This window comes from Armatimonas sp., assembly GCF_031410135.1.
In the GTDB taxonomy this organism is placed as follows: Bacteria; Armatimonadota; Armatimonadia; order Armatimonadales; family Armatimonadaceae; genus Armatimonas.
The window spans coordinates 1-10448 of sequence record NZ_JANNYP010000408.1; the positions used below are offsets into that span (position 1 = coordinate 1).

At 60.4% G+C, this 10448-nt stretch carries 9 protein-coding genes; 4 read left to right on the top strand and 5 right to left on the bottom strand.

Annotated features, from left to right (window positions below):
* A partial coding sequence (locus RMO15_RS14980) for a hypothetical protein (RefSeq protein ID WP_309714228.1) occupies positions 1-1114 on the bottom strand: 1114 nt, incomplete at its 3' end.
* A 124-nt stretch (positions 1115-1238) separates the two neighbouring features.
* Here RMO15_RS14980 and RMO15_RS14985 point away from each other — a divergent pair.
* The 3 genes from RMO15_RS14985 to RMO15_RS14995 are packed head-to-tail and all read left to right on the top strand — an operon-like array spanning position 1239 to position 3438.
* On the top strand, positions 1239-2123 hold the full coding sequence (locus tag RMO15_RS14985; RefSeq protein WP_309714230.1) for a DUF1559 domain-containing protein: 885 nt from the start codon (positions 1239-1241) through the stop codon (positions 2121-2123).
* Positions 2123-3256, top strand: a complete 1134-nt coding sequence (locus RMO15_RS14990; protein ID WP_309714232.1) for a carboxymuconolactone decarboxylase family protein — start codon at positions 2123-2125, stop codon at positions 3254-3256. Before RMO15_RS14985 ends, RMO15_RS14990 begins: the two co-directional genes overlap by 1 nt.
* Positions 3253-3438, top strand: coding sequence for a hypothetical protein (locus tag RMO15_RS14995; protein WP_309714234.1), 186 nt, complete (start codon positions 3253-3255; stop codon positions 3436-3438). Before RMO15_RS14990 ends, RMO15_RS14995 begins: the two co-directional genes overlap by 4 nt.
* Positions 3439-3489: 51 nt before the next feature.
* Here RMO15_RS14995 and RMO15_RS15000 read toward each other — a convergent pair whose 3' ends face one another.
* From RMO15_RS15000 to RMO15_RS15015, 4 genes are all read right to left on the bottom strand, one after another.
* Entirely contained in the window at positions 3490-6450 is a 2961-nt protein-coding gene (locus RMO15_RS15000) for a DUF1553 domain-containing protein (RefSeq protein ID WP_309714236.1), read from the bottom strand.
* Positions 6451-6640: 190 nt separating this feature from the next.
* Positions 6641-7870 (bottom strand): DUF1501 domain-containing protein, encoded by a 1230-nt coding sequence (locus RMO15_RS15005; RefSeq protein WP_309714238.1) that lies wholly within the window; start codon positions 7868-7870, stop codon positions 6641-6643.
* Positions 7871-7875: 5 nt separating this feature from the next.
* A complete protein-coding gene (locus tag RMO15_RS15010) occupies positions 7876-9387 on the bottom strand; it encodes a DUF1800 domain-containing protein (RefSeq protein WP_309714240.1) in 1512 nt (503 codons plus the stop codon).
* On the bottom strand, positions 9384-9920 hold the full coding sequence (locus tag RMO15_RS15015) for a hypothetical protein (RefSeq protein ID WP_309714242.1): 537 nt from the start codon (positions 9918-9920) through the stop codon (positions 9384-9386). Before RMO15_RS15015 ends, RMO15_RS15010 begins: the two co-directional genes overlap by 4 nt.
* Before the next feature lie 112 nt (positions 9921-10032).
* Here RMO15_RS15015 and RMO15_RS15020 point away from each other — a divergent pair.
* A partial coding sequence (locus RMO15_RS15020; protein WP_309714244.1) for an MFS transporter occupies positions 10033-10448 on the top strand: 416 nt, incomplete at its 3' end.

Here is a 10448-nt window from a genome sequence, read left to right on the forward strand (position 1 = left end):
GGTGCATGATCTCGAAGCCATGGGTGTTCTCGCATGGGAAGGCGAGGGTGATGGGCCGGGCACAGAGGCCCTGCGCGGCCGCGCAGCTTGCATCGGAGCCGCCGCGTGTGAGTGCCTGAAGCTGGACACCTGTCTTGGCACTCTGGGCCGCTCTCTGTACCAAGGCAATGTCTTTGGGATCAGTGGGGGCGTAGCCATCGGTGACCCAGCAGGTGGGAGTGGCACTAAGCTGGATGGCATTGTCGGGGGCAATCGGCCCGATCTCCAGCGCGACACAGACCTCCGGGCGCGTGTTGCCCAAGAGCCAGAGGGCACCATGTCCTCCCAGCTCCTCAGACGCCGTGGCGGCAAAGAGTATGCCGTCCGCTCTTGGCCCTCCCCTGGCTCGTCCCTCGCCACCCGGGTACCCTCTGGATGCCGATAACGGGAGAGGGTTGGGTGGGGAAACTGCTCCTTGCCCCTCTGTTTCTCCCCCTTTCTCCCACCCGAAGGGCGCGTTATTGGGAGAGAGGGGGCCGGGGGGTGAGAGGGGAACCAAGATTGCCTCTATCACTCTGAGCCAGGCGACGAGGTCCGCACGGTCGTCGAGGAAGTAGCTGCCGATCTTATCACCCATCGGCCAGAGGGTGCGCTTGTGCCGCGCCATAACGACCCGAGAGCCGACAGGGATATCTTGGACTCTGCCGAGAATCACGCGAGCATCCGCCCAGGTGAGAGCCTGACCGGCGCGGCTGCGCTCAATGGCGGTGGCGGGGTGGCCGGTGTGGATCGAGCCAAACGAGAGAACAGCGGGGATCGGCTCGCCGCCCTCTAGGGGGAGCACTTCAACGGGACCTTCCCCCCACTTCCAGGGATGCGTTCCTCCCAAGGGCAGTACCCCGAGGGAGCCATCATGGCGCATCCCAGCCACCATGAGCGCGATCTCGTCGAGGTGCGCGGTGATAATAACTCTTGGGGTCTCACTGCCACACAAAAGATTGCCCTTGGCATCCACGCGCCAAGCAAGGCCTCGCGCATCGAGCCAGGCAGCAAGATAGTGACGAACAGCGTCTTCTTGTCCAACCGGGCCAGGAAGGGCAACGAGATCAGCGAGAAGCTCGTGGGTTGTTTTCATACTTAGGAAACTTCGACAGCGACATGCGATTTCCCTGCCGTGAGCCGTCCAAGTCGCCTAGATGCCCCTGCCTTCGGGGCGCAATGTCCTTGTCTGGCAATTTCGTACCTGATAGCCTTGGGCCATGCTTTCTCTTTTTTTCTCCACGCGTCATCGCGCAGGCTTCACGTTGATTGAACTTCTTGTGGTGATCGCCATTATTGCGATTCTCGCCGCCATTCTCTTCCCGGTCTTTGCTCAAGCACGTGCTAAGGCCCGCCAGGCCTCCTGCCTTTCGAACATGAAGCAGATCGGCACGGGCTTGATGATGTACACTCAGGACTATGATGAAGTCCTTCCGGGCAACTCCACTCTAGGAAGTAATGGAATCACCGATCCGCGCTGGCCCGATGCGGCAACCGCACACAGTGCGGGCCTTGGTGAGGCGCTGGGCTGGATGCAACCCTTCAGCTCTGCGAACCCAGGGACACATCGTATCTGGGCGCGCGACATTCAGCCCTACGTGAAGAACCTCCAGATCTTCAAATGCCCTCAAGCCAAGCCCCGCTCCACCGATGGCACCTGCCCGAACGCAGCGGCGGGAAGCAACCCGACCGGAGGAGTCTGTGAGGTGAATGTGGCTGGTGCAGGCAATGGCAATGTCTTGCTCAATGGGATTCCCGCAGGCCGCTCAATTGCCGTGATGCCCGCCCCCGCCGATACGATTTTTGCTCACGAAGTCCGCAACTTCTTCCGCGCTGCTCAAGAGAAACCGCGACTTGTACTCAGCACGGGCCTCTACACGGGCTTCTCCAGTATGTACTACGACAGCACCCACAACGACGGTGCGAATCTGCTCTTCTGCGATGGTCATGCCAAGTGGCAAAAGCGCGGTGCGATTCGTTTCGCACAGTTTGGGGCTAAAGTGGGAACCGGTGCCAATGAAGTCAATCCTCCTGGTCTGACGATCGGTCAAGACGATGCAACGGCGAGCGCACAGGGAACGCTCCAGTTCAAGGCGGATTTTTAGTGATCCAGAGCGCTGTTTTTCCGCTCAGCCCTGGCTTTACCCCTGATCCCGCCGACTCTCTGGAGCCCGCGGGGCGGGTGCCCGATTATCTGAAGGCAACAGCGGGTGCGAGCCTAGAGGCGGCGGCTCGGCTTGCCAAGCTGGTGCGGGTGGTAATCTTTGGGGGCACCCTCCCCGCAAGCTTGAAGCTCGCGATGGGAAGACAGATCACGCAGCAGTGCCAGGCCCGGTACGCCCTGGCCCATGTACAACGGCTCGCTAAAGCCGTTGGCGGGGGCGATCCTCGGACGGCGCTGGCAGTTCGCTATGCGACGGATCTCACGCGGGATGTTCACGGCGTGAGTGACGAGGCCTTCAATACCATCAACACGCGTTTCAACGATGCACAGGTGATCGAGCTGACGATGGTGACGTGCTTCTTCAACTACTTCTCGCGCCTCACCATTGGGCTTGGGGTCACGCCTGAGCCCTGGCTCGCCACGACCGCGCCTAAGCCTCCCAAGCAAGAGCTCAGTGAGCTCACCATCGCCCGTGTGGCGCTTGCCTCAGATGCCGAGCTGGCGATGGCGGCGACGCTTCTAGAGCGGGCTAAGAACCCTGCTGCCAGTAGCCTGGGGATTGCCATCGCCAACTCTCAGCGTGCCATGGTGCGCGTCCCCGACATCCACGAAGCCTGGACGACACCGACACGCCCCGCTGGAAGCCCACCACTCCCGGTGATTGTCCCGCGCACGACAATGCTCCAAGTCTCTCTGGCTGTCAGTCAGGCCAACGGCTGCCGCTACTGCGTGCTCCACCAAGTGCAGGGCCTGCGCCGCCAGGGGGTGGAGATTGGAAAGCTCCTTGCCCTCGAAAAGTCTGACAGTGCCCTTAGCCCCGACGAAAAAGCCGCTGTGGACTTTGCCCGAAAGCTCACCAAGACCCCCGGTGCCGTCATCGAAGCGGATCGGCTGGCTCTGCAGAGGTTCTTCCCCGGCCCTGCGGCCTTTGAGGTGCTCCACCAGACCTGCCGCTTTGCCTTCATGAACCGCTTCACCGATGGCCTTCGCCTACCCTCCGAGGACGAGGCAGTGAAGACCTATCGCGAGGTCTACGGAGGCAACTTCTCCGAGAAAGGAAGAAAAATGAGATGAGTAATGATGTTATGTTGACGAACCAGGAGAGCATCCTGGGTAATCAGGCGATGATTATCGCCAATCAGAAGACCATTGTTGAGAATCAGTCGGTGATTATGGAAAACCAGGCGCTCCTGAAAAAGCTCCTGGCCAACCAGGAAGAGATCCTGGCCAACCAGGCAAAGATTTTAGCGAAGTAGATCACACGAACACGAAACGAGCGGCTTGTTTTGCCGCTCGTTGTTTTTGTGCTAGCCCCGCGTGATAACCTCGTCGAGATTGAGCACCGTGCTACAGACGGTCGCCCACGCGGCGAGGTCAATGGTGTCAAGCGACTTGTCTACGGGCGACTCCCCGACACTGAGTAGCTTTTGTGCATTCTCTGGACTCTTGCGAAACGCGGTGGTCTGGCGGTTAAGAATCGTCATTAAGAGGGACGCCTCCTCAGGGCGCGGAGCACGAGCGAGCAAGAGCTGGTAGAGAAAGGCGATGCGCTGTGCCGCCGTGGGCACGGTTTCACGCATCAAGCGCTCGGCGAGCTTGCGTGAGGCTTCCACATAGGTTGGGTCGTTGAGTAAGATAAGCGCCTGGAGGGGCGTGTTGGTGGCTCCGCGTCGGACGATGCAGAACTCGCGCTCGGGGGCATCGAAGGTCTGGAGGCTGGGCGGGGGGACGGTGCGTTTCCAAAACGTGTACATCGAGCGCCGGTAGAGTTTTTCACCATGGTCTTGCTCGTAGGTCTGGGCGGAGAAGTTACCCTTGAAGCTCATCTCTTCCCAGAGGCCCGGTGGCTGATACGGCTTGACACTCGGTCCCCCAATCTTGGAAACGAGGAGCCCACTGACGGCCAGGGCTTGGTCGCGTACCAGCTCGGCAGGGAGGCGCAGACGTGGTGCGCGGGCGAGTAGGCGGTTTTCCGGGTCGCGCTTGAGGAGCTCCGGCGGACACGCCGACGATTGCTTATAGGTCGCACTTATGACCATGCGGCGCACCAGCTTCTTCACATCCCAGCCCGATGTCCGAAACTCCACCGCGAGCCAGTCGAGGAGCTCTGGGTGGCTCGGCGCATCGCCTTGCACCCCAAAGTTTTCCGCCGTCTTGACAAGGCCCACGCCGAAGAATTGCTGCCAGAGTCGGTTCACCGCAACCCGCGCCGTGAGAGGATTCTCCTGACTCACCAGCCACTTGGCTAGGTCCAACCTCCCCCCGGCTTCGCCGACCCCCTCCGGCTTCGCGAAGGGGGCAAACACGGTTGGCAACCCTGGCTCGACGCGCTCTTTGGGCTTGTTGTACTCGCCGCGCTCCAGCAGAAACGTGGGGCGCTTGTCTTTTCGCTCCTGCATCACCATCGTCGTTGGGATCTCTTTGTCGAGTGCCTCACGCTCGGTTTGCGTGCTGACTTTCTCCTCAAGCAGCTTTCGGTACTCCGGGTCGCGGGTGCGGAGGGCATAGCGTGTGAGGGTGCGCTGCTGCTCGGGGGTGCGCGATGCCGCTGGCTGGGCTAGTGCGGGACGGAGGGGATCGGTCTCGGCGAGTAAGGCCACATCGTTCGGGGAGAGCACTCGGCTGTAGATGCGAATATCATCGAGCTTGCCCTTGAAGCCCGTGCTCTGGTCGCGCCCTCCAAGCCGCAAGGGCTTATTCACCTTGATTGTATTGTTCTTAAGGGAGTCTGCCCCGGCGCTGAGCATGGTTGGCTTTCCATTGACATAGATCTTGACTCCCGGGAGCTTCCCACTGCCATCGTAGGTCACCAAGACATGGCTCCACTTGCCCATCGGGAGACGTGCGCTACTATCGGCACGTAGGGCGTTGTCGGGCCAGTTGTGGATAAAGTGCGCCATCGGCTGTCCGTCGGCTAGGTAGAGATCCCAGCCACGAACCCCGAGGCTATTGTCCATCCTTGAGAAAATCGCTTGGCTCCCGCCCTCCGGCCAGACCCAGCAGCCATAGGAGAACGCCTGATCTCTCTCAAACTCCCCGAGGCCGGGATAGTCTTTTGCGTCGGTGCCGTTAAAGGCAATCGTACCGCTCACAATGCCGCCATTTCCCCCAAATTGCAGATGAGAAACCAGCTCTTGGGCGAACGTGGCGTCCCAGTCGCTTGCCAGGAGCGCGGGAATCTCGCCAGGCCGCGTCTCTTTTGCCACGATCTTAGCATCGAGTGCCTTTTGCTTCGTCTCTAGCTCCGCGAGGCGTGCCTCTTGCTCGGGGTAGGGGGCACGCAGAAATGGCTTTGCATTGCCCTGAGTGCCATCGAGCCCGTTCTCATCGTTGTTATTGAAGTAGGCAAAGAGCCGGTAGTAGTCGCGCTGTGTGAGGGGGTCGTACTTGTGGTCGTGGCACTGGGCGCAGCGCATCGTCAGCCCTAGAAACGCCGTCGCGGTTGTGTCTACCCGATCTGCGACATAGGCGGTGAGGTACTCCTCGGGGATTGCGCCACCCTCGAAGTTAATCGGGTGATTTCGGTTAAAGCCCGTTGCAATGATCTGATCCCGCGTGGCATCTGGCAGCAAGTCTCCGGCAAGCTGCTCGGTGACAAAGACATCGTAGGGTTTGTTCGTATTGAAGGCCGCGATGACCCAGTCGCGCCACCGAAACATGTCCCGGTGTGGGTCAATGTGGTAGCCGTGTGTGTCGGCGTAGCGGGCCAGATCCAGCCAGCCAATCGCCATGCGCTCGCCGTAGTGCGGGGAGGCAAGAAGCCGATCCACGACGCGCTCATAGGCTCCCGGAGTCGTGTCGCGGAGAAACGCCTCGGTCTCTTGTGGTGTCGGGGGAAGGCCCGTCAGGTCCAGCGTCACACGACGTAAGAGTGACCGTTTATCTGCCTCGGGCGCTGGCGTAAGCTTCTCCTTGGCGAGGCGTGCTCGGATAAATGCATCAAGTCGGCTCCCTCCTCCCAGGATTGGGAGGAGAGTTGGGGAGGAGGGGACGGTAAACGCCCAGTGCTTTTCGAACTTTGCGCCCTCGCCGACCCAGCGCCGTAGTGTTGATTTCTGTGCCTCCGTGAGCGACTTATGGCTCATGGCGGGCGGCATGGCTAAGGGATCACTTTCGGGCTTTGCGATGCGCTGGATGAGCGTGCTGCCGAGAATATCCCCGCCAATCACGGCGCGATTAGGCAAATCTAGCCGTAGCCCCGCCTTGCGCTGCTTCTCATCCGGGCCGTGGCACGCAAAGCAGTTCTCCGAGAGAATCTGACGGGCCACACCTCCTAGACTCCCTTCTCCCGTTATCGGGAGGAGGGCTGGGGAGGAGGGTAAACGGGGAGTAGGTGCGGCTAAGCAGAGCCCGGCAAGACCCAGGGCGGAGACACAAACAAAAACGCGGCGATGCATGCCCGGAATTATACCCCCTTCGCGAAGCCGGAGGGGGTCGCGAGGAACGAGCGGGGGGAGGTTAAAACAACCCCACCCGCTTCCCGGGCGACGCGGGAAAAAGTGCTGCGGCTTTTTCGAGGCCAATCTGCCGCGCGGCCAGCTCGATGAGAACATCGCGGTAGTCCGTGGTCACTTTGAGATCACCGGGGGCTTCGAGCTGGTCGTCTTTGAGGCCGGGCCAGCGGGCATAGACTTTCCCGCCCTTGACGCCGCCGCCTGCCACAAACCAGGCACTTGCCCGCCCGTGATCGGTGCCCAGTCCGCTATTTTCCGCCACGCGCCGTCCGAACTCGGTCATCACCACAATCGTGACATTCTCAAGCTGTGGCCCGAGGTCTTTTGTGAAAGCCCCGAGGGAATCTCCCACGTCCTGGAGCTGCTGCGCCAGAAACGGGGTGTTCTGCCCGACGTGCGTATCCCAGCCGCCGCGATCTAAACAGGCCGTTTCGAGCCCGACTCCGGCTTTGAGCAACATCGCGGTCTGGCGCAGGCCATTTCCAAGGTTAGATTCGGGGTACTGTGCACCGCCACCGGGCTTGTAGCTCTTGGGGTCGAGCTTTTCTAAGACTTTCAGTACTTCCAGCGTCTCTCGCCCTGCGACAGAGGCGGGATCGTCGCCTTTGGCATACATGCCCTCAATGGCCGTGCGAAGGCTGGGTGAGGCATGGAGCTGTAGATCCGTGATGCTGTTGATCGCCATGGCACTGGTCGCGCCACGGAGAATATCCGGCAGGATGGTGTTGAAAGCGACACCCCGGAGCGGCGAGGGGTTGTCCTCGGGGAGAGCGGAGAGGTAGCGTGCCACCCAGCCCGATGGAATACTGGCCGGGTCACTGGCGGCTCCCCGCTCCATCACGGCCATCGCCTCGAAGTGCGAGCGCGACTGATCCAGCGAGCCCACGGCGTGTAGTGGCGCGAGCTTTCCTTCGAGATAGAGGGGATGCAGGGCTCCCAGGGCAGGGTGTAGCCCAAAGAAACCATCCAGCTTGAGGGAGTTGGTGACTTTAATCGTCGGCCGATTTTTAAAGTACTCATCGTCGCCGGTAGGGGGAAGCGCTGTTAGGCCATCCATCGCGCCCCGCAGAAAGATCGTCACCAGCGGCTTTCGGTGCGTCTTACCGACCGTCACCTGTGCCAGTGCCGAGCGCCCCGCCCAGGCCACAATCGCGGCGGCCAGTGCACCCCCGATTAGTGCGCGTCGCGCAGAGCCGACGCGGCTATTTTCTTCACAAAGTCCCCATTGGTTCATTGTCGTTATTTCCACTGAAAATCGGGTGAGGCTAGCGCCAGCGCGAGGCGCTCTTCGGGCTTGCCAGAAAACTCGGGGAGGGGGGAGAGCAGGGCTCCGGCAGCATCTTTGTCTGTGTCTATTTGGGTTGCCGCCACTGCGCCTGATGTCAGCGCGATGGCGAAGTTCCAGCGTGCCAGTAGCGAGCCCGTCCATGCTTGGTTTTTCTCAGGATAGCCATCGGGCATGGGCCACTCATAGAGCGGCTGCCCCATACGGGTAAGATGGTCTTGCACGCCTAAGCTGCCATCGGTGAGGGCGTTGGTGGCCCGCAGGGCGCTGATCGTGAAGTCAAAGGGGCGCTTCAGGATGGGCGGGGCCGCATCAAACTCTGAAGCCGTGAAGAGCGTGTGCACCATCGCCGTGATTGCGCCGCCGGATTTCTGGTAAGTGGCCGCCACTTTCTCGGTCAGACCCGCACTGTGCTCGTCGTCGCCGTAGAAGTAGCGCACCAGCTTGCGGGAGATAAAGCGAGCCGTCGAAGGGTGCGCGGCGATCAAGTCCAAGACCGTGCTCGCATCTTTCTTGCCCCCGCCTGCGGGGATTTTCGTGCCGAACACGACTTTCTCCCCATCGTCGTGACGCTTGTCGTTGAAGTAGACCTCTCCGGTCTTATGGTCTGGCAGGCCGTCTTGAAAAAGACCCGAGAGGGAAAGGCCCGAGAGGAACCGATCCTCAATCGTCCAGCCGGTCAGGCAGCGTGCGACCTCCATCACGTCGCGTTGGGAGTAGCCACCATCCACGCCCATCGTGTGTAGCTCCAGAAGCTCACGGGCATAGTTTTCGTTGGGGTGCTTGGCATCGCTGACTTGCTGGTCCAAGTAACCCAGCATCGCTGCGGACTTCATCGAGGCACGGATGACATCTTTGACGGAGCCCAGCGCATTTTGCCGCACCACATGGGTGAGATCGGTGGGAAGCAAGTACATCAGCTCTGCCGCCGTGTTGGGACGCGTCGGGGCGGAGTAGACTTTACGGGCGTAGATATTCAGGTGGTTGGCCCAGAAATCACACAAGCGCTCACGGAGCTGCCACTTTGAGTAGGTCGCCCGCAGGATCGCGCTACGGCCCAGCTGCTCCATGACCACTTTTTGAGGAGTGTCTCGTAGCTCGTAGGCAGGCGTGTGAAAGACCTCTAGGCCCTTAAGTCGCCAGCGCAGGGCCAGCGACTCATCGTCGTCGTGTACCGGCGCTTTGAGCTGCTCCGCCAGCCAGCCGTCTTTTCCTAGCTCATCAAAGCGCTGGAGCTCTGCAGCAGACGGGCCAAACGCTGCGCGATTTAGCATCAACCCGTGGCTGGTATCTCCAATAGGCCGCATCGGGGGACGGGGACTGGCCGGGACGAGCGGTCGTGGGTCGCGAACACTGCGGAGCGCCTCACGAAGCGGCCCTTCGTCGCCTCTCTTGCCTTTTTGCTGACAACCCACCAATGCCGCACTGGCCACACCCGCGCCTAAAAGTAGCTCCCGGCGTTTCATTGTTGGTTTGTCTGCGTCTGTGGGCTCGTCGTCGCTACTTGCTCGTAGGCGAAGCGCTCGCGGCTTGTCAGTGCCTGGAACCCTGCCCCGAGGGAGGCAAAGAGCTGAAGGGGGAAGAGCAGCACCCAGCCAACCGCCGGGAGGGCTCCGGTCGCGATGAGAAGTGCCCCACCCCGCGCCAGCATCGTCAGGGGGCTCTGCGTGGGGGCAAGAGCCTGCATCCGCTTGCTCATCACCTGCGCCAGTCCGGCACTCCCTACCAGAGAAATACCAAGCGTGATCCCCAGAAACACCCAGCCGACGAGCATGAACAGGCCATTCTTGCTATTCAGGAGCGCAATCCCCAGCCCGATCCCGACCAGCGCCAGAAACGCCCCAAAGCCAATTGAGCGCCCCGGCGTACTCTCGATCAGCCGTCCTGCCTGCCGCGTCTTCTCAGAAAATAACAAGCCCACTGCCAAGATCGCCGCCCAGAGCGTCACCAGTACCGTGATCAGGATGGACAAGTAGAAGACCACATCTCCGTTTGTCATAGAACCAACCTCCCCAAATCGTCGTTAATCTGATCCGAGGATACCGTAAACCGAGGCTTTGTTACAGCAATGTCGGGGAGGTTTTTCCTACCTCTCTGTTGAACTGGGCTTTATGGAACATCCGACGATCCGTAAGGCAGCGCTGCGCCTTCTCCCGTTTTTGTTTTTACTCTATGTGATTGCCTATCTGGATCGCGTGAACGTGGGCTTTGCGAAGCTCGACATGAACACCCTGCCGTGGTTCTCCGAGTCTATCTACGGGTTTGGTGCGGGGATCTTCTTCTTTGGCTATTTTTTGTTTGAAGTGCCTAGTAACTTGATCCTTGAGAAAGTCGGGGCGCGTAAGTGGATTGCCCGAATCATGTTTACTTGGGGGATAATCTCCATGGCGATGGCTCTCGTCAAAGGAGTACCTAGTTTCTACGGACTACGCTTCTTGCTGGGAGTTGCGGAGGCGGGCTTTTTCCCTGGTGTTCTTTTGTACCTTACCTATTGGTTTACACAGAAAGAGCGCGCTCAGGTCGTGGC